Below are 17,929 nucleotides of genomic sequence, written 5' to 3'. Positions count from 1 at the left end.
GCACGCACACATACGAAGGAGATATGTCATGGGCACCTCTGCGCTCACATTCCAGGACATGATCCTGGCACTCGAGCATTACTGGGCAGACAAGGGCTGCACCGTCATGCAGCCGTATGACTCCGAGGTAGGTGCAGGCACGTTCCATACGGCAACGCTTCTGCGCTCGCTCGGTCCGGACGCCTGGAGGACCTGCTATCCGCAGCCCTGCCGCCGCCCTGCCGACGGCCGCTACGGCGACAACCCGAACCGCATGCAGCACTACTACCAGTTCCAGGTCGTCCTGAAGCCCTGCCCTGAGGATTCGCAGGACCTCTATCTCGGCTCTCTTGCCGCCATCGGCCTCGATCCTGCCGAGCACGACGTGCGCTTCGTCGAGGACGACTGGGAGAGCCCGACGCTTGGCGCCTGGGGCCTTGGCTGGGAAGTCTGGATGGACGGCATGGAGGTCACGCAGTATACGTACTTCCAGCAGGTCGGCGGCATCGAGGTCGATCCTGTGCCTGTCGAGATCACCTATGGCCTCGAGCGCATTGCCATGTATGCCCAGGGCAAGAACTCCGTCTACGACATCGTCTGGAGCTATCTGCCGGATGGCACGCCGATGACCTACGGCGACGTGTTCCACGAGAACGAGGTCGAGTTCTCGGCCTACAACTTCGAGGTCGCCAACGTCGACATGATGAGGAACAAGTTCGATGACTATGAGCAGGAGTGCCACTCCTGCCTCGAGCGCGAGCTGCCGCTTCCTGCCTATGACTGCGTCATGAAGTGCTCGCATGCCTTCAATCTCCTCGATTCGCGTGGCGCCATCTCGGCGACGGAGCGCGCGAACTACATCCTGCGTGTCCGCACGCTCGCAAAGCTCTGCTGCGAGTCCTATCTCGAGCACGTAGCCAACCGCAACAAGGCACATGAAGGCGAGGTGGCCTAGATGGCTGAAACGAAGGACTTTCTGCTGGAGATCGGCACCGAAGAGATGCCGAGCGCTCCGCTCATGAACGCACAGAAGCAGCTTGGCACGCTTGTCGCCAAGAGGCTTGACGCCGAGGGGCTCTCCCATGGGGAGGTCACGACGTTCTCGACGCCGAGGCGCCTGACGGTACAGGTGAAGGATGTCGCTACGGCGACCGAAGAGGTCCACGAGATCAAGCGCGGCCCCAATGCTGCCATCGCCTTCGGCAAGGACGGCAAGCCTTCGAAGGCTGCCCAGGGCTTTGCCCGCAAGTTCGGCCTCGCAGCCGAGGACCTCGCCGTGCGCGAGGACAAGGACGGAAAGACCTATGTGTGGGCAGAGAAGTCCGTGCCGTCCCGCGCAGCCGAAGGCATCCTCTCATCTCTTGGCCATGACACGATTGCCGGCCTCGAGTGGCCGAACTACCGCAGCCAGCGCTGGGGATCTGAGCATGAGACGTTCGTGCGCCCGATCCGCTGGATCGTGGCACTTCTGGGCGACGAGGTCGTGCCGGTGACCTATGCCGGCGTCACGAGCGGCAATAAGACGCGCGGACACCGCGTGCTCGGCCCGGGCGAGCACGTCGTGAAGACGCCCGCAGAATACGAGAAGGTTCTCGAAGATGCCGGTGTCCTCGGCGAGAAGAGGCGTCGCGAGGCCATCCTCGAGGGCGTCCGCGAGGTCGAGGAAGAGCGCGGAGGCGCCCACGTGGACATGCCGAAGCGCACGTTCGACGAGGTCGTCAACCTCTGCGAGTGGCCGACCGTGCTTGTCGGCAAGTTTGACGAGGAGTTCCTCCAGGTCCCGCATGAGATCATCTGCGAGTCAATGCTCACGAACCAGCGCTACTTCCCGATCTACGACAAGGACGGAGAGCTCACGCGCGAGTTCGTCGTCGTCTCGAACGCAGACCCCAAGGTCTCCGATACGGTCGTCGACGGCAACGAGCGCGTCGTGCGTGCACGTCTCGATGACGCGAAGTTCTTCTATGAGGAGGACCTGAAGCATCCGCTCGAGTATTACGTGGACAAGCTCGACAAGGTCGTCTTCCAGGAGAAGCTCGGCACCGTGCTCCAGAAGACGAAGCGCATGGTCAAGGTTGCTGGAGCTGTCGCCCGCGAGGCCGGCGCTACCGACGAGCAGACGAAGAACGCAGAGCGTGCAGCCTACCTGGCCAAGGCAGACCTCGTGACGCAGGCTGTCGTCGAGTTCACGAGCCAGCAAGGTGTCATGGGCGGCTACTATGCGAAGGCATCCGGCGAGCCCGATGAGGTCGCAGAGGCAATCCGCGAGCAGTACCGTCCGCGCTTTGCAGGAGACGAGATTCCGTCCCATCTGGTCGGCCGCTGCGTCGCCATTGCAGACAAGCTCGATACCGTGTGCGGCATGTTCGCCATCGACGAGCCGCCGACGGGCTCTTCGGACCCGTTTGCACTGCGCAGGAGCGCCATCGGCATCATCGCCATGCTCCGCACGATGCCTCAGGTCTCGCTCTCTGCCATCATCGAGGCTTCGCTTGCTGCCTATGCCGAGCAGGGGCTCGAGTTCGATGCTGCAAAGGTCCAGGAGGCTGTCGAGCAGTTCTTCGCAGGACGTCTTGCTGCCATCGCAAAGGACGAAGGCATCGCACCCGATACGATCGAGGCAGTCTCTGCCGTCGGCGTCATCGATCCGGACGAGTTCCTGAAGCGCGCACACGCTCTCGACGAGGCCCGCTCGGGCGAGCCTGAGCTCTTCGAGGACCTTGCCATCGCCTATGCACGTGCATCGCATCTGGCCGATGCAACGCTCGGCGAGGACGTGGATGAGTCGATCCTCACAGATCCGGAGAAGGACCTGCTTTCTGCCTGCAAGAATGGCAGGGAAGAGGTCGCAGCAGCGCTTGCGGCAAAGGACTACGCCGGCGCCCTTGCAGCGCTTGCAAAGCTCCGCGAGCCCATCGATGCCTTCTTCGACGACGTCCTTGTCATGGATCCGGACGAGGCCATCAAGAACAACCATCTGAGGCTTCTGAACAAGTTTGCGCAGACATTTGCCGATGTCGCCGATATCGGCTGCCTTTCGCGAAAGAAGTAGGGCATTTCGGCGGTGCAGCACTTGCACCGCCTGACATATCCTCTAATCTAGCATTGCACGTATTCGTTCGAATTCGAAGGAGGAATCGGGCATGGACACTCTTGAGCTCGATTACCAGCCCCCCAAGGCCAAGGTCCTTGTTATCTCTGACTCTCTCGGAACCACCGCTTCTGCCGTCGTAGACGCAGCCGAGGCGCAGTTCGACAAGGATCTCGTCGACGTCGTCCGCCTGACCAGGGTCCGCACGATCGAAGAGGTCGAGAAGTTCCTGGACGAGCAGATGGAGTCCGACCGCCCGATGGCAGTGTTCCATACGATCGGCACCTCGGCGCTCCGCCGCGAGGTTCGCGATGCCTGCGAGTCGAGGGGCATCCCTTCGATCGACCTCATGGGTCCGGCCATCACGGTGCTGTCCGGCCTCACCGGTGTCGAGCCCTCCGAGGAGGTCGGCGCTCTGCGCAACCGCCAGTAATCAGAGCTAGCATGTCAGAATCACAACTTGTTAACGAAATCAAGCGTAAATCCGTTAACGGCTAAAAAACCATTCTGGCATAGCGCACTGCATTCCTTGGATATACTAAAAAACGTGATCAGTGGATGCCTGCCTCGGGTAACTGCGGCAGGCATCTTCTTGATAGACGGCAAGTACAAGTTGTTTAAGGAGTGCTATGGCTGAGAAGCATGTGTATCGCTTCGGCAAGGACGCCAACGGCAACAATGTGACCGAGGTCGCAGGCAAGACCGTTGACGAAGCGAAGTGGATTACGGGCGGCAAGGGTGCAAACCTTGCAGAGATGGCAAACATCGGTCTTCCTGTCCCTCCAGGATTCACGATTTCCTGCCAGACCTGCGTCGCCTACTCTGGTGCTGGCAACGTGTGGCCTGATGGCGTTCTCGACGAGATCGATGTCTACCGCAAGGATCTCGAGGAGCGCATGGGCAAGAAGCTCGGCGACAAGGAGGATCCTCTGCTTGTCTCCGTCCGTTCCGGTGCACCGTTCTCGATGCCGGGCATGATGGACACGGTCCTGAACCTCGGTCTCAACGATGACTCCGTCCAGGGCCTCATCAAGCAGACCCAGAACCCGCGCTTCGCATGGGACTCCTATCGTCGTTTCGTCCAGATGTTCTCTGACGTCGTCATGGGCGTGAATGGCCAGCTCTTCGAGGATGCCATCAACGCCAAGAAGGCCGAGAAGGGCGTCAAGCTCGACACCGAGCTCGACGCAGACGACCTCAAGGACCTCGTCGCAACCTTCAAGCAGATCTTCGCCGACAACGTCGACGCAGAGAAGTATCCCGAGGTTGCAGAGGGCGGCAAGGCTGTCTTCCCGTCCGATCCGTACCTGCAGCTCCGCCTTGCAGAGCAGGCAGTCTTCGGCTCCTGGAACACGCCGCGCGCAATCCTCTACCGCAAGCAGAACAAGATCCCCGACGATCTCGGCACGGCCGTGAACGTCCAGGTCATGGTCTTCGGCAACAAGGGCAACACCTCCGCAACCGGCGTCGCCTTCACGCGCAACCCTGCTGACGGCTCCAACGAGCGCTACGGCGACTTCCTCGTCAACGCTCAGGGCGAGGACGTCGTGGCTGGCATCCGCAACACCCAGCCGATCTCCGACCTCCCGAAGACCCCGGGCCTCGAGGAGGCAGGCAAGGAGCTCTACCACGTCTTCGAGATCCTCGAGGACCACTACGCAGACATGATGGACCTCGAGTTCACCATCGAGCAGGGCAAGCTCTGGATGCTCCAGACCCGTGTCGGCAAGCGCACTGCACTTTCCGCTCTCAAGGTCGCCATCCAGATGTATGAAGAGGGCCGCATCACCAAGGAGCAGGCTGTCATGCGCGTAGCTCCTGAGCAGCTCGACCAGCTTCTGCACCCGCAGTTCGACAAGTCCGCAAAGTACGATGTCCTCGCCAAGGGCCTCAACGCTTCTCCTGGTGCAGCAACCGGCGGCGTCGTCTTCTCCTCTGCCGATGCAGAGGCCTTCAAGGAGGCAGGCAAGCCCTGCATCCTCGTCCGCTGGGAGACCACGCCTGACGACCTCAAGGGCATGGTTGCAGCTGAGGGCATCCTGACGTCTCACGGCGGCAAGACCTCTCACGCAGCAGTCATCGCTCGTGGCATGGGCGCGCCGTGCGTCTGCGGCGTCGAGGCACTGAACATCGATGCTCCTAACAAGATGGTCTCCGTCTCTGGCACCGATGTCGTGCTCCACGAGGGCGACGTCATCTCCATCGACGGCACGACCGGCGATGTCATCCTCGGCGAGGTTCCTCTGGTACGTCCGGAGCTTGGCGGCGACCTTGAGACCATCCTCGACTGGGCCGACGAGATCCGCAAGGATTCGGAGCGCGGCCGCGTCATCGGTGTCCGTGCAAACGCCGACAACCCGGCAGATGCACAGCTCTCTGCTGACAACGGTGCAGAGGGCATCGGTCTCGACCGTACCGAGCACATGTTCCTCGGCGATCGCAAGCAGCTCATCCAGAACTTCATCCTCGCAGAGGACGACGCCGTCAAGGCTGACTCCCTCGAGAAGCTCGGTGCTGCCCAGAAGGGCGACTTCCTTGGCATGTTCAAGGCCATGGACGGCAAGACCGTCATCGTCCGTCTCCTCGACCCGCCTCTGCACGAGTTCCTCGACAACCCGCGCGACCTTGAAGTCGAGATCACCAAGGAGGAGGATGCTGGCAAGGACTGCACCGAGAAGCGCCAGCTCCTGGCAAAGCTCGACTCCTTCCAGGAGGCCAACCCGATGCTCGGCCTTCGTGGCTGCCGTCTCGGCCTCGTCTATCCTGAGCTCAACGTAATGCAGGTCAAGGCAATCGCCTCTGCAGCAGCCGAGCTCATCAAGCAGGGCCTGAACCCGAAGCCGGAGATCATGATTCCGCTCGTCGGCTTCGAGCGCGAGATCGAGATCGTCCGTGGTGTCGTCGAGGAGAACGTCAAGAAGGTCGCCGACGAGTACGGCGTCGAGCTTGACATCCCCGTGGGCACGATGATCGAGCTGCCGCGTGCTGCCATCATGAGCGAGGACATCGCTCATCACGCAGACTTCTTCTCCTTCGGCACGAACGACCTCACGCAGACCTGCCTCGGCTTCTCTCGTGACGACGTCGAGTCCGCATTCATGCCGCTCTACCTCGAGAAGAAGATCGTCAAGACGAACCCGTTCGCAACGCTCGATCCGGGCGTCGCAAAGCTCGTCGAAATGGGCGTCAAGGGTGGCCACAAGGGCAACCCGAACATCGTCTGCGGCGTCTGCGGCGAGACCGGTGGCGATCCTGAGTCCATCCACATGTACTACGACCTCGGCCTCGACTACGTGTCCTGCTCGCCGTACCGCGTGCCTATCGCACGTCTTGCTGCGGCACAGGCAAAGATCGAATCCAACGGCGGCGCAAAGACGCTTGCCAAGTAGGCTTATCGCCTGACTGATTGAAGGGAGGGACGCGCTGAGCGCCCCTCCCTTTGTGCTATCTTGGATTGTGCAGGTTATCTGCAGTCATGTTTCTGTTGTGGCGGAGCCAGACCTGCCGTATAATCACATCTTGTGTGTAAACCTATGTGTCGTTCGCAGGAGCGTCGGCACCTCTAGAGACAAGGAACGAATATGGACTACATCCGCGCTATCGAGCGTCAGCAGATCCGCGAAGACATTCCGCAGATCCTCGTCGGCGACAATGTGAAGGTTCACTACCGCATCAAGGAGGGCGACCGCGAGCGTATTCAGGTCTTCCAGGGCGACGTCATCCGCATGAGCGGCGCAGGCGCACGCGAGACCTTCACGGTCCGCAAGATCAGCTTCGGTATCGGCGTCGAGCGTACCTTCCCGGTGAACTCCCCGAAGATCGCCAAGCTCGAGGTTGTCCGTCACGGCGAGGTCAACCGCGCAAAGCTCTACTATCTGCGCGACCGCGTCGGCAAGGCTGCTCGCATCCGCGAGAAGCGTGCCTAAGCACACAAGCACGGAAGGAAGAGGGCCGATGAGGCCCTCTTCTGCTATAGAGGGAGCCGCTGGTGGAGAAGAGAGAGCCTGCACGCGATATAGCACGGAAGCTGCATGAGGCGAGCTTCGAGGAGCTTGGCGCCCTCGAAGAGCTCTATAGGGATGACAGCAGAAAGCAGGTCCAGGACGCGCTTGCGCGCGCAGATAGACGGCACGAGAAGGAGGCAGCAGAACGTGAGCGTGTCGAGCAGATGTATGCCCTCCAGGAAGAGCTCGGTGGCCCTGGGCTTGTCATCGGCGTCGACGAGGTCGGACGTGGCGCCATAGCAGGACCTCTGACCGTCGGTGCCGTCATCCTGCCAGCAGATCCCAAGATCTGGGGCCTCAATGATTCGAAGCAGCTGACGCCAGAGAAGAGGGAAGTGCTTGCGGCAGAGATTGCAGATGTCGCCATCGCTATCGGCATGGCCCATATCCCGCCCGAGACGATAGATGCTCTCGGCATGTCGGCATGCCTGAGGCGTGCCATGGCAGAGGCGATCGCTTCCTGCGGTGTCGAGCCTGACTGCGTCCTGATCGATGGCAACCCGGTGCATGTCCACCCGAAGGAGAAGACCCTTGTGAAGGGCGATGCACGCATCGCTGCCATCGCTGCAGCCTCCATCGTCGCCAAGGTCACGCGAGACCATCTCATGTGCGAGCTTGCGGAGGAATATCCTGCCTACGGGTGGGATGCCTGCAAGGGGTATGGCTCGAAGGAGCACATCGATGCCATCAGGAAATATGGCCTCACACCCTATCACCGGGCATCGTTCTGCAGCAATTTTGTGGAGGGCACCAGGCTCTTCTGATGTTTTCTCTGCCTGAGCCGCTTGCAGCCATGCTTCTGACCAGCACCTCTGGGGTAGCTGCCAGTTTCCTGCGAGGTCCGTGGCAGCGAAGGCTTCCATCTGTGCAAGACGTCTCTGCCATAGTCCTTAGAGCGAAAGAAGGGAGCCTCTATGGCAGAGCGTGGGAATGGCACAGAAGAGCTGGGCGAAAAGGAAGCCAGGGAGTTCGGCGGAAGGCCGGCGGTCTTCTGGCATGCTGGAGATGAAGGCACCGAAGAAGGCGCCTCGCTCCATCAACAGGGCATACGCATCGCTGCATCCTATTTCCGCTACCGGGAGGCAGACATCCTCTCTCTGGGAGATGGAAGCAAGGATACGCCGGATATCTGCTGCACGCTTGACGGCGAGACCATCCTTGCGGACATGGTATCTGTCGCCGATATCGAAGAGCAGATGTCCATACCAGAACTGACGGTCACGTCGGACGACTTCTGGCGCTGCCGCAGGAAAGCGCTCCTGTGGCTTGCAGACCATCGCGTCCCTTCGGTGCGCTACGACCTGATGGCGCTGGGCATCTTCGCTCCGAAGCATGCGCGCATCCGCCATCTTGTCGGCGTCTATTTCTGGTCGGACGAGCCAGACCAGCTTGCCTTCTACTGCTCAGATGAAGACGAAGGCAGTCTGCGATGAGCGGGGAGGAACGCTTCGAGCTCGATCCAGATGATGCTGGCTATCCGGCCCTGGTGCAGGAAGGCTATGAGACGGCGCCGCATATATACGGCATAGGGGACCCGGAGGCGCTCCAAGGGCCTTGCATCTCCATCATCGGGGCTCGGAGAGCGACACCTTATGGGCTCGAGGTCGCGCATATGGCAGGAAGGGTCTCGGCTGAGGCGGGTCTCTGCATCGTCTCGGGAGGGGCGCTTGGCTGCGATGCCCAGGCAAGCAGGGGAGCGCTCGAGGCAGGCGGACGTACGGTCATCGTCTCAGGATGTGGCGCCGACCGTGTCTACCCAAGGTCTTCGGATGATATCTTTGCAGCGGCAAGGAAAGGCGCTGGCTGTGTCATTTCGCTCGAAAGGTGGGGCGAAGGGCCAAAGCGCTATACGTTTCCCAAGCGCAATGTCCTGATTGCTGCACTCTCGCCCGTCCTCATTGTCTGCGAGGCAGGCAGGAAATCCGGGACCATGGGAACAGCGGAAGCTGCCATGGATATGGGACGAAGCGTCTACGCCGTGCCAGGCTCGATATTCTCGCCGACTTCCCAGGGAACGAACTATCTGATCCAGAATGGCTGCGGCCTCATCGCAGACGAGCTCGGCCTCGAGCAGGTGCTCTCGAGCGATTATGGATGCGAACGCAGGCTCACCCGGTCTGGCATGCCAGCCTGGGGACGTGTTCTTTCGGCGCTCGTGGCCTCTCCGATGCGCCCGCAGGATCTCGCGGGTAAGATAGGTCTCGATGAATTGACAGTCGCCGATACGCTCTCATCCTATGAAGAGATGGGGCTCGTGACGAAGCTTCCGGACGGATGCTTCGCACCGAGCGAGAAGGCGTATCGCCTCATGGAAGCGGAGCCAGACGGATGACAGATACGGTCACAGTCGTAGGAGCAGGACTTGCAGGGTCGGAATGCGCATTGCAGCTCGCCCATAGGGGCGTGCCTGTGAAGCTCTATGAGCAGCGCCCGACGAACAATACGGTGGCACATCATACTGACCGCTGTGCTGAGCTTGTCTGCTCGAACTCGCTCAAGGCGACACGGCTCGAGAGTGCAGCCGGACTCCTCAAGCACGAGCTCGAGACGATGGGGTCATATGTCCTGGCTGCTGCCAAGGAGCATGCAGTGCCGGCAGGCGGCGCGCTTGCCGTGGACCGCGATGGGTTCTCGGAAGCGGTGACCGAGATGGTCGAGGCGGAGCCTCTGATCGAACTTGTCCGCGAAGAGGTGTGCGAGCTGCCGGAAGGCCCTGCTGTCATCGCCGCGGGCCCGCTCTGCTCGGATGCGCTCTTCAAGGCACTGTCTGACAAGCTCGGCGGTGCAGCGCTTTCCTTCTTCGATGCAGCAGCCCCCATCGTCGACACCGAGACGATCGACCGCACACGTGTCTTTGCGCAGTCGCGCTACGAGGAAGAGAGCTCAGGGGACTACCTGAACTGCCCCATGGACAAGGAGGAGTATCAGAGGTTCTACGACGAGCTCATCTCGGCCAAGCGCGTGATTGCTCGCGATTTCGAGCAGTCAGATCTCTTCTGCGCCTGCCAGCCGGTCGAGGAAGTGGCACGCACGGGTGTCGATTCCCTGCGCTTCGGTGCCTTGAAGCCGGTTGGCCTCAAGGATCCACGTACTGGCAGGCGTCCCTGGGCGGCCGTGCAGCTGAGAGCCGAGAACAAGGCTGGCACTGCCTACAATATGGTGGGCTTCCAGACGAACCTTACCTGGCCCGAGCAGAAAAGGGTCTTCCGCCTGATTCCAGGACTTGAGGAGGCAGAGTTCTTCCGCTACGGCGTCATGCACAGAAATACGTTCGTCGACTCGCCAAAGGTCCTCGACCGTACCTTCGGCATCCCTGGCACGAATATCCGCCTTGCCGGGCAGATCTGCGGCACGGAAGGCTATGCCGAGGCTATCGCTTCGGGCCTGCTTGCGGCGCTCAATACCTACGCAGACATCACGGACAAGCCTCTCGTCACGCTTCCGCCCGAGACGGCCTTCGGTGCGCTTGTCGCCTACGCGACCGATCCGGAGACGAAGGACTATCAGCCGATGCATGTGAATTTCGGTCTCGTGCCACCTCTTGCAGACCAGTCGCTCAAGAAGCGCGAACGCTATGTGGCCTACCGCGACCGTGCCATTGGCCAGATGGATGCCTTCATGGAAGAGCGCAGAGACCTCTTCGAGAACGAAGCATGACAGAGGCTGCGGATGCCCGCACGGAGGACCAGACGCGCTTTGCGGACGAAGCGGAAAAATTCCTGCAGTACCTCGGCGAGATCAGGAACCTCTCGCCCCAGACGGTGCGGGCCTATCGCACAGACCTTGCTGCCTACATCGCTTGGACAAAGCGCGAGGGAGTGCTTCCGCATGAGGTGACGCACCGCCAGCTCAGGAGCTATCTCTTCGAGCTCAAGCGGGCGGGATATGCCACGACGACGATCGACAGGCACCTGAGCGCGCTGCGCTCCTGCTACAAGTGGCTCCTGGGCGAGGGGAAGATCGCGGCAGATGCGGCTGAGGCCGTCTCTGGCCCGAAACGCGCAAAGCGCCTGCCCCATGCAATGACGGACAGCGAGGCTGACCGTCTCATCGAGGCCTGTTCCGAGACGCCAGAAGGCCTGCGCGACAGGGCCTTCCTCGAGCTCCTCTATGCGACTGGCGCACGCATCTCAGAGGCTTCCGCCCTCGATCAGAAGGATATCGATTCTGACCAGATGCTTGTGCACCTCTTCGGCAAGGGCTCGAAGGAGCGCATCGTGCCCATATATAGAAGCGCCCTTGCCGCCGTGGAGCGCTACGAGAGGGAAGCGCGGCCGCTCTTTGCAAAAGAGAGCCCCGTGATGACAGACGCGCTCTTTCTCTCGGCACGCGGACGCCGCATGAGTGCCGATGCCTTGCGCAGGCGCTTCAGAGAGGCTTCGGCCGAGGCGGGGATCGATCCGACCTATACGCCCCACTCCCTCCGACACGCCTTCGCGACGGAGCTGCTTTCGGGCGGTGCCGATATGAGGAGCGTCCAGGAGCTCCTGGGACATGAATCGCTTGCGACGACACAGATCTATACGCATCTTTCGATCGACCGTCTCAAGGATGCGACGCACACGGCGCATCCGAGAGGGTAGAATCTGTGGAGGCTGCGTGGAGGTTTTGATCCTGTGCCTGAAAAATCATGCAGGACCCGTGGAGAGCATTTGCCAGAGACGGGAAGCAGAAGCGCTGCTATACTAAGTACTTGCTGTGCGTCCGCACGGCAAAAGTCGCACACGTGACTACTCGGAGGCCATGGTGCCCGCAGCCACAAGCCAGGCTGAGGGTGGTGCTCCGGGGCTGACATCACGTGGAGGAAGAACCAATGGAGGTTTGAACATGGCTGTCAAGATCAATCTCAAGACCCTGCTCGAGGCTGGCTGCCACTATGGCCACCAGACGCGTCGCTGGAACCCGAAGATGAAGCCCTATATCTTCGGCGAGCGCAACGGCGTCTACATCCTCGACCTCAAGCAGACGGTCATCGATGCCGACCAGGCATACACGTTCCTCAAGGAGACCGCTGCCAAGGGTGGCACCATCCTGTTCGTCGGCACGAAGAAGCAGGCTCAGGAGGCCATCAAGACCCAGGCCGAGCGCTGCGGCATGCCGTACATCGCTGAGCGCTGGCTCGGCGGCATGCTCACGAACTTCACGACGATGCGTTCCCGTATCGACCGCATGGAAGAGCTCGAGGCCATGGTCGAGGACGGCCGCATGGCTACGCTCCCGAAGAAGGAGCAGGCTGTGCTCGGCAAGGAGCTCGAGAAGCTCCAGCGCAACCTCGGTGGCGTCCGTGATATGAAGTCCCTTCCGCAGGCACTCTTCGTCGTCGACACGAAGCGCGAGGAGCTCGCTGTCCGCGAGGCCAACCGCCTTCACATCCCTGTTGTCGGCCTTCTCGACACGAACTCCGATCCTGATGTGATCGATTACGGCATCCCTGCAAACGACGACGCTATCCGCTCCGTCGCCCTTCTGACCGAGCTTGTTGCCGACGCAATCCTCGCTGGCACGGGCAAGGAGCAGATCACCGAGGCCGAGATGGCAGGTGCAGCCGAGCCGGCTGCAGAGGCGCCTGCTGCAGAGTAAGTAGCTAGAAACCGCAAAGTAACTACGCTTTAAGGAGGTCACATGGCAACCAAGATCACCGCCGCCATGGTCAAGCAGCTCCGTGAGATGACTGACTCCCCCATGATGGAGTGCAAGAAGGCACTCGTCGAGGCTGACGGCGACATCGACAAGGCCGTCGATGTCCTTCGCAAGATGGGCGTCGCAAAGGCTGTCAAGCGCGCTGGCCGTGACACGAACGAGGGCACCGTCGCTGCCTACATCTCTGAGGATGGCAAGAAGGCAGCTCTTCTCGAGCTCTCCTGCGAGACCGACTTCGTCGGCACGAACCCGAAGTTCGTCGGCTTCGCCACGAAGCTTGCTGGGGTCGTTGCAGAGAACAACCCTGCTGACGTCGACGCTCTGAAGGCTCTTCCGATGGCCGAGACGACCGTCGCTGACGAGCTCACCGAGCAGATCCACCTCTTCGGCGAGAACATGAAGGTCCTGCGCTTCGTTGCCCGCTCCACGGAGAATGGCGCCTTCGGCTCCTACATCCACAACGGCGGCAAGATCGGCGTCATCGTCGAGTTCTCCTTCACGAAGCCTGAGACCGGCGCCAGCGAGGAGTTCAAGACGTTCGCCCACGACGTCGCACTCCACGTTGCGGCTGTGAATCCGATTAGCGCTCGTCGCGAGGATGTCCCTGCCGAGACCATCGAGCACGAGATGAGCATCTACAAGGCACAGGCAGCCGAGTCCGGCAAGCCCGAGGCCATCCAGGAGCGCATCGCTCAGGGCCGCATGGAGAAGTTCTACAAGGAGTCCGTCCTGACCGAGCAGGAGTTCGTCAAGAATCCCGACGTCACGGTCGGCCAGCTTGCAAGCCAGGTCTCCAAGTCCCTCGGCGACACGATCGAGGTCGTGAAGTTCGACCGCTTCGAGTTCGGCGAGTAGTTCGAAAAATGAGAGCCGGCCTTCGGGCCGGCTCTTTTTTTATGGCGCGAGACCGTTGGTCCTACTGGGCCCGTTCATATATGCGCCGCTTTGGTACAATCACCTATTGACCTGCGTGCCCGAAGACACGCATAGGATTGAGCTGAGTGGAGGATATCTTGTCCGGCTACAAGTATAAGCGGGTGCTCCTCAAGCTTTCAGGCGAGGCCCTCATGGGCTCCCAGAGCTTCGGCATCGACCCCAAGGTAATGAACAGGCTTGCTGAAGAGATAAAGCCGATCTGGGAAGACGGCGAGGAGATTGCCATCGTTATCGGCGGCGGCAACATCTTCCGTGGGCTCTCCGGAGCGGCACAGGGCATGGACCGTGCTCAGGCAGACAACATGGGCATGCTGGCTACGGTCATCAATTGCCTGTCCCTGCAGGATACGTTCGAGCATCATGGGATGGACTGCCGCGTCATGAGCGCCCTCGAGATCCGCCAGGTCGCAGAGACCTATATCCGCCGCCGTGCCATCAGGCACCTCGAGAAGGGCCGCATCACGATCTTTGCGGCTGGCACCGGAAATCCCTACTTTACGACGGATACTGCAGCAGCGCTTCGTGCCTGCGAAATCAATGCCGAAGTCCTCATGAAGGCAACGAAGGTCGATGGCATCTACGACAAGGATCCTGTGAAGTATCCAGATGCGAAGAAGTACGATACCATCACCTATCTCGATGTCCTGACGAAGGACCTGAAAGTCATGGATGCAACTGCCACGGCGCTCTGCCATGACAACCACATGCCGATCCTGGTCTTCAACATCGAGACCCCTGGCGTCATCAAGAAAGCGCTGTGTGGCGAGCCGGTTGGCACCACCGTCGTAGAGGAGGCATAGAGTGAGCGAGATCACCGATTACGCAAAGAGCCATATGGAGAAGTGCCTGAAGGCACTCCAGGACAATTTCTCCCGTGTCCGTACAGGCAGGGCAAACCCGCATGTGCTGGATGACATCATGGTTGACTACTACGGCCAGAAGACGCCTGTGACCCAGCTTGCTGGCGTCAAGGTCCCCGAGGCTGCCATGCTCGTCGTCGAGCCGTGGGACAAGTCGTCCTTGCGCTCGATCGAGAAGGCCATCGAGGCATCCGATCTCGGCATTACCCCGTCGAACGACGGCATGTGCATCAGGCTTCCGTTCCCGCAGCCGACGGAGGAGCGCCGCAAGGAGCTTGTCCGGGAGTGCCAGAAGTACGCCGAGGAGGCAAAGGTCTCCATCCGCAACGTCCGCCGCGATGCGAACGAGAAGGCGGAGAAGGATGACAGCTACTCCGAGGACGACGTGAAGCGCGAGAAGAAGGCCATCCAGAAGCTCACCGATACCTATGTGGACAAGGTCTCCTCTATGCTCAAGACGAAGACTGCCGAAGTGATGGAGATCTAGGTGCAGATCGATTCCGAAAAGCTTCAAGCCTACTATGCGGATGCGCCAGACGATATTGCCCTTTCCGATATCGATCTTGCGCGCATCCCGCGTCATGTCTCGATCATCATGGACGGCAATGGCCGCTGGGCGAAGGCGCGTGGCCTTGACCGCTCCGAAGGCCATGTCGCAGGCGTCTCATCATTGCGCGAAGCCGTGACGACGAGCGTCAGGCTTGGCCTCGATGTGCTTTCCGTCTATGCCTTCTCGACCGAGAACTGGAAGCGTCCGCAGCATGAGGTGGATCTCCTCATGCATCTCTTCGCGACGACGCTGGTGCATGAGCTTCCGCTCTTCCACCAGGAGAACGTGAAGCTCCGCTTCCTGGGCGACATCGAGTCGCTTCCTCAGGAGACGCGTGACGTCTTCCAGGAGGGCCTCGACGAGACCGCTGATCATACAGGCATGGTGTTCGCGCTTGCCGTGAACTATGGTGCACGCAAGGAGATAGTGCGTGCGGCACGCCAGCTTGCAGAGGCTGCCTGTGCCGGGAGCATTGCACCGGAAGAGATCGATGAAGATATGTTCTCCTCGCATCTCTATACGGCAGGGCTTCCCGACCCCGATCTTCTGATCAGGACGTCCGGCGAGCTGAGGCTTTCGAACTATCTGCTCTGGCAGCTTGCCTATACCGAATTCTATGCAACCGATGTCTTCTGGCCCGACTTCACGCGCTGGGACTTCCTGCGCGCCATCCGCTCGTTCCAGGGGAGGAACAGGCGGTTCGGAGGGGTCCAGAACGCATGAGCGGACATGAGGGGGAGAGCGGACACAGCCGGGAGAGCCGTGGACTTGACCGCGGCATCGATTCGCTCGAGCGGAAGCGCCAGGCGAAGGAGCCGGCACGCATTGCCGGCACGCTCCGCGGCCAGAAGGTGCGCCTCGGCACGGAGAAGCTCCTGACGAGGACGACCTCCGGCATCATCTACGCGATCGTCGTGCTTGCAGGCCTCTTCATCGGCCCTCATGCGACGATGATTCTCGTGGCGGGCATGGCATGGCTATGCTGCTCCGAGTTCTTCCGCATGTGCCGCATGTCTGGCAGGATGCCGAACGAGGCCATCGGCCTTGGCGCAGCAGTGCTCTTCCCTCTGGCTGCGCAGTTCAATGGCTACCAGTCGCTCATGGCCCTTCTCATCATTCTCTGCTTCGCTGTCGCGGGCTGGTATGTCGTGACGCCACGTGCGAACATCGCCGATGTCGCGACGACGATCTTCGGGCCGATCTATACGAGCTTCCTCTTCTCGAGCGTCGTCCTCATCAGGAATGTGGACCCCGGCTTCGAAGGAGCGCTCCTTGCCTTCGGCGTCATGGGCTCCATCTGGGCAAATGATGCAATGGCCTATCTGGTCGGGTCGAGGATCGGACGCCATAAGATGGCGCCACGCATCTCCCCGCACAAGTCATGGGAAGGCTTTGCCGGCGGCATGTGCGCCTCTCTCATCGTCTGGCTCCTGACTGCAGCGCTCCATGTCTGTGGCGTCACGTGGCCGCTGGCCCTTGCGGGCGGCCTTCTTTCGGGCATCGGCGGCGTTGTCGGCGATCTCTTCGAGTCCAGGATCAAGCGCGGTGTCGGCGTCAAGGATTCCGGCAACATCATGCCTGGCCACGGTGGCCTTCTCGATCGCTCCGACTCCATGCTCTTCGGTGCGACTGCGGCCTATTTCATACTTTTCCTAGGAGGAATCCTTTGAGCTTGAAGACGACTTCTGAGACGGCTTTGGTGCCGGAAGGAAGGAAGCTGCGTCTGGCTGTGCTTGGGGCCTCGGGCTCCATCGGCACGCAGACGCTCGATGTCGTGAGGCATCACAGGGACAAGACCGAAATCGTCTGCCTCTCGGTACACACGAGGACCGATGTCGCTGCAGCCGCAGCGCACGAGTTCGGCTGCCGCCTCATTGCCGTGACCGATCCGGCCCATGCCCATGATGCTGCGCTCGAAGACCTGCCCGAGGGCACGAAGGTGCTCGTCGGCCCTGAAGCGCTCGTAGAGCTTGCGACCAGGGACGATGTGGACTGCGTCGTATCGGCGGTCGTCGGCTTCGCTGGCATCGAATCGAGCTATGCCGCAGCCAAGGCGGGAAAGCGCCTTGCCTACGCGAACAAGGAATCCATCGTCGTCGGCGGCGACCTCATCATGCCGCTCCTTCGGCCGGGCCAGCTTGTGCCGGTCGATTCAGAGCACTCCGCCATCTTCCAGTGCCTTCAGGGGGAGGAGAAGGGCACTATCCAGACGATCTGGCTCACCTGTTCGGGAGGTCCGTTCTATGGGATGGAGCGCGAGCGTCTGCGTGAAGTGACCGTCGCAGATGCGCTGGCGCATCCGACATGGTCCATGGGATCGAAGATCACGATCGATTCTGCGACGCTCATGAACAAGGGCCTCGAGGTCATCGAAGCCTGCCGTCTCTTCGATGTGGACGAGGCGCAGGTGCATGTCCTCATCCAGCGCCAGAGCCGCATCCACTCGATGGTGGAGTTTGTCGATGGCTCCGTGAAGGCGCAGATGGGTGCTTCCGATATGAGGAGCTGCATCCGCTATGCCCTGAGCTATCCTGGACGCTGGGCATCGCCCGAGGCAGAGCGCGTCTCCTGGGGCAAAGAGCAGCCGCTCACGTTCGGCGAAGCAGATATGCAGACTTTCGGGTGCCTTGCGCTTGCCAGAGAGGCATATCGCCGAGGGGGTACGCTTCCCTGTGTGATGAATGCAGCGAACGAGGTGGCAAATGCTGCCTTCCGCCATGGTTCCTGCGGCTTCCTCGATATCGAGGACACCGTCCGTGCCGTGATGGATGGCGCGAAGATCGAGCCTGTCGAGAGTGTCGAGCAGCTCGAGGAGGTCGACGCCTGCGCCCGTGCAGCTGCACGCAGCTATCTCGGGAGGAGGCGCTAG

The 17,929-nt window shown here is 60.9% G+C and carries 17 protein-coding genes; all 17 read left to right on the top strand.

All coding sequences use genetic code 11. From position 1 onward, the window contains the following. Window positions 1-28 precede the first annotated feature (28 nt). The 17 genes from VXJ24_RS05635 to dxr all read left to right on the top strand — a co-directional run bounded on the left by VXJ24_RS05635 (window position 29) and on the right by dxr (window position 17,929). A complete protein-coding gene (locus VXJ24_RS05635; protein WP_330971942.1) occupies window positions 29-934 on the top strand; it encodes a glycine--tRNA ligase subunit alpha in 906 nt (301 codons plus the stop codon). Next, window positions 935-3,031 (top strand): glycine--tRNA ligase subunit beta, encoded by a 2,097-nt coding sequence (gene glyS / locus VXJ24_RS05630; protein ID WP_330971941.1) that lies wholly within the window; start codon window positions 935-937, stop codon window positions 3,029-3,031. A gap of 91 nt (window positions 3,032-3,122) precedes the next feature. Then, the gene (locus VXJ24_RS05625; protein WP_330971940.1) at window positions 3,123-3,503 is read left to right on the top strand and encodes a kinase/pyrophosphorylase; all 381 of its coding nucleotides are present in this window, start codon (window positions 3,123-3,125) and stop codon (window positions 3,501-3,503) included. A 196-nt stretch (window positions 3,504-3,699) separates the two neighbouring features. Beyond that, window positions 3,700-6,459 (top strand): pyruvate, phosphate dikinase, encoded by a 2,760-nt coding sequence (gene ppdK, locus VXJ24_RS05620; protein WP_330971939.1) that lies wholly within the window; start codon window positions 3,700-3,702, stop codon window positions 6,457-6,459. Window positions 6,460-6,651: 192 nt separating this feature from the next. Continuing rightward, window positions 6,652-6,996, top strand: coding sequence for a 50S ribosomal protein L19 (rplS, locus tag VXJ24_RS05615; protein WP_330971938.1), 345 nt, complete (start codon window positions 6,652-6,654; stop codon window positions 6,994-6,996). A 62-nt stretch (window positions 6,997-7,058) separates the two neighbouring features. After that, window positions 7,059-7,838: a ribonuclease HII gene (gene rnhB, locus VXJ24_RS05610; protein WP_330971937.1), complete on the top strand. Its 780-nt coding sequence runs from the start codon at window positions 7,059-7,061 to the stop codon at window positions 7,836-7,838. Between the two features lie 150 nt (window positions 7,839-7,988). Continuing rightward, window positions 7,989-8,507 carry a hypothetical protein gene (locus tag VXJ24_RS05605; RefSeq protein ID WP_330971936.1) on the top strand — a complete coding sequence of 173 codons (519 nt, stop codon included), beginning with the start codon at window positions 7,989-7,991 and terminating at the stop codon, window positions 8,505-8,507. Further along, window positions 8,504-9,406 (top strand): DNA-processing protein DprA, encoded by a 903-nt coding sequence (locus VXJ24_RS05600; protein WP_330971935.1) that lies wholly within the window; start codon window positions 8,504-8,506, stop codon window positions 9,404-9,406. The genes VXJ24_RS05605 and VXJ24_RS05600 overlap by 4 nt, the downstream gene beginning before the upstream one ends. Further along, the gene (gene trmFO / locus VXJ24_RS05595) at window positions 9,403-10,731 is read left to right on the top strand and encodes a methylenetetrahydrofolate--tRNA-(uracil(54)-C(5))-methyltransferase (FADH(2)-oxidizing) TrmFO (protein WP_330971934.1); all 1,329 of its coding nucleotides are present in this window, start codon (window positions 9,403-9,405) and stop codon (window positions 10,729-10,731) included. Before VXJ24_RS05600 ends, trmFO begins: the two co-directional genes overlap by 4 nt. After that, on the top strand, window positions 10,728-11,657 hold the full coding sequence (xerA, locus tag VXJ24_RS05590) for a site-specific tyrosine recombinase/integron integrase (RefSeq protein WP_330971933.1): 930 nt from the start codon (window positions 10,728-10,730) through the stop codon (window positions 11,655-11,657). The genes trmFO and xerA overlap by 4 nt, the downstream gene beginning before the upstream one ends. Window positions 11,658-11,901: 244 nt before the next feature. After that, complete coding sequence (gene rpsB / locus VXJ24_RS05585) at window positions 11,902-12,654, top strand: 30S ribosomal protein S2 (RefSeq protein WP_330971932.1); 753 nt, start codon at window positions 11,902-11,904, stop codon at window positions 12,652-12,654. Between the two features lie 42 nt (window positions 12,655-12,696). Continuing rightward, on the top strand, window positions 12,697-13,569 hold the full coding sequence (gene tsf / locus VXJ24_RS05580) for a translation elongation factor Ts (protein ID WP_330971931.1): 873 nt from the start codon (window positions 12,697-12,699) through the stop codon (window positions 13,567-13,569). A gap of 158 nt (window positions 13,570-13,727) precedes the next feature. Then, window positions 13,728-14,450: a UMP kinase gene (pyrH, locus tag VXJ24_RS05575; RefSeq protein WP_330971930.1), complete on the top strand. Its 723-nt coding sequence runs from the start codon at window positions 13,728-13,730 to the stop codon at window positions 14,448-14,450. A gap of 1 nt (window position 14,451) precedes the next feature. Beyond that, the gene (gene frr, locus VXJ24_RS05570) at window positions 14,452-14,997 is read left to right on the top strand and encodes a ribosome recycling factor (protein WP_330971929.1); all 546 of its coding nucleotides are present in this window, start codon (window positions 14,452-14,454) and stop codon (window positions 14,995-14,997) included. Further along, the gene (gene uppS / locus VXJ24_RS05565; RefSeq protein ID WP_330971928.1) at window positions 14,998-15,783 is read left to right on the top strand and encodes an undecaprenyl pyrophosphate synthase; all 786 of its coding nucleotides are present in this window, start codon (window positions 14,998-15,000) and stop codon (window positions 15,781-15,783) included. Beyond that, the gene (locus tag VXJ24_RS05560) at window positions 15,780-16,730 is read left to right on the top strand and encodes a phosphatidate cytidylyltransferase (RefSeq protein ID WP_330971927.1); all 951 of its coding nucleotides are present in this window, start codon (window positions 15,780-15,782) and stop codon (window positions 16,728-16,730) included. The genes uppS and VXJ24_RS05560 overlap by 4 nt, the downstream gene beginning before the upstream one ends. Continuing rightward, entirely contained in the window at window positions 16,727-17,929 is a 1,203-nt protein-coding gene (gene dxr / locus VXJ24_RS05555; protein WP_330971926.1) for a 1-deoxy-D-xylulose-5-phosphate reductoisomerase, read from the top strand. Before VXJ24_RS05560 ends, dxr begins: the two co-directional genes overlap by 4 nt.

The sequence above is a fragment of the Olsenella kribbiana genome (genome assembly GCF_036408795.1).
Classification (GTDB): Bacteria; Actinomycetota; Coriobacteriia; order Coriobacteriales; family Atopobiaceae; genus Olsenella_L; species Olsenella_L kribbiana.
The sequence above is the reverse complement of the archived record's forward strand: the minus strand, read 5'-3'. Positions and strand labels throughout refer to the sequence as shown.

Coding starts and splice junctions, on each gene's coding strand:
- VXJ24_RS05635 (WP_330971942.1), top strand. CDS start 29: ATGGGCACCTCTGCGCTCACATTCCAGGACATGATCCTGGCACTCGAG.
- glyS (WP_330971941.1), top strand. CDS start 935: ATGGCTGAAACGAAGGACTTTCTGCTGGAGATCGGCACCGAAGAGATG.
- VXJ24_RS05625 (WP_330971940.1), top strand. CDS start 3,123: ATGGACACTCTTGAGCTCGATTACCAGCCCCCCAAGGCCAAGGTCCTT.
- ppdK (WP_330971939.1), top strand. CDS start 3,700: ATGGCTGAGAAGCATGTGTATCGCTTCGGCAAGGACGCCAACGGCAAC.
- rplS (WP_330971938.1), top strand. CDS start 6,652: ATGGACTACATCCGCGCTATCGAGCGTCAGCAGATCCGCGAAGACATT.
- VXJ24_RS05605 (WP_330971936.1), top strand. CDS start 7,989: ATGGCAGAGCGTGGGAATGGCACAGAAGAGCTGGGCGAAAAGGAAGCC.
- VXJ24_RS05600 (WP_330971935.1), top strand. CDS start 8,504: ATGAGCGGGGAGGAACGCTTCGAGCTCGATCCAGATGATGCTGGCTAT.
- trmFO (WP_330971934.1), top strand. CDS start 9,403: ATGACAGATACGGTCACAGTCGTAGGAGCAGGACTTGCAGGGTCGGAA.
- xerA (WP_330971933.1), top strand. CDS start 10,728: ATGACAGAGGCTGCGGATGCCCGCACGGAGGACCAGACGCGCTTTGCG.
- rpsB (WP_330971932.1), top strand. CDS start 11,902: ATGGCTGTCAAGATCAATCTCAAGACCCTGCTCGAGGCTGGCTGCCAC.
- tsf (WP_330971931.1), top strand. CDS start 12,697: ATGGCAACCAAGATCACCGCCGCCATGGTCAAGCAGCTCCGTGAGATG.
- VXJ24_RS05560 (WP_330971927.1), top strand. CDS start 15,780: ATGAGCGGACATGAGGGGGAGAGCGGACACAGCCGGGAGAGCCGTGGA.